This is a genomic window from Enterococcus sp. S183_ASV_20, assembly GCF_018919685.1.
In the GTDB taxonomy this organism is placed as follows: domain Bacteria; phylum Bacillota; class Bacilli; order Lactobacillales; family Enterococcaceae; genus Enterococcus; species Enterococcus faecalis.
This window is the reverse complement of the sequence record NZ_JAHLRI010000159.1, coordinates 1-816: the sequence shown is the minus strand read 5'-3', so window position 1 is coordinate 816 and position 816 is coordinate 1. Positions and strand designations below refer to the sequence as shown.

1 protein-coding gene is annotated in these 816 nt (G+C 33.5%); it reads left to right on the top strand.

All coding sequences use genetic code 11. The features are described from left to right. Positions 1 to 7: 7 nt before the first annotated feature. Positions 8 to 816 (top strand): cysteine peptidase family C39 domain-containing protein (locus KQI94_RS16165; protein WP_253296190.1); only part of this gene is annotated, 809 nt, incomplete at its 3' end.

The window sequence follows — 816 nt, the reverse complement described above, 5'->3', positions numbered from 1 at the left end:
GGATGTTATGAAAAAAATTATTTATCAACAAGACGAAAGAGATTGTGGTGTTGCCTGTGTCGCCATGATTTTAAAACACTATAAATCAGAAATTCCTATTCATAAATTACGTGAATTATCAGGGACAGATTTAGAAGGAACTTCTGCTCTTGGTTTAAAAAAAAACTTAGAAAAAATTGGCTTTGATTCTCCTGTTATTCAAGCCGACAATGAGGTTTGGAAAGAAAAAGATTTACCATTACCTTTAATTGCCCACGTGCTAATTGATAATAAATACATGCATTATGTTGTTGTATATGAAATAAAAGGGGAAACATTATTGATTGCCGATCCTGATCCAACGAAAGGAAAAATCAAAAAAACAATTAAAGAGTTTTCTAAAGAGTGGACAGGTATATTACTTTTACCAACACCAAAAGAATCGTATTCGCCTACTCGAGAAAAAGTGGCAGGATTAAGTTCTTTTTTGCCCATTATTTGGCGCCAAAAAGGATTGGTGTTCCATATCGTTTTAGCTTCTCTCTTTATTACTCTTTTTGGTATTGGTAGTTCTTATTATTTTCAAGGACTGTTAGATTACTTTATTCCTAATCAAGCAAAGTCCACGTTAAACATTGTTTCAATGGGACTTATTGTAGTCTATTTGTTTCGTGTATTATTCGAATATAGTCGGAGTTATCTCTTAGTTGTATTGGGTCAGCGTATGAGTATGGCTGTGATGCTTCAATACTTCAAACATGTACTCACGTTACCAATGAACTTTTTCGCAACCCGGAAATCAGGAGAAATTATCTCTCGCTTTTTAGATGCAAATAA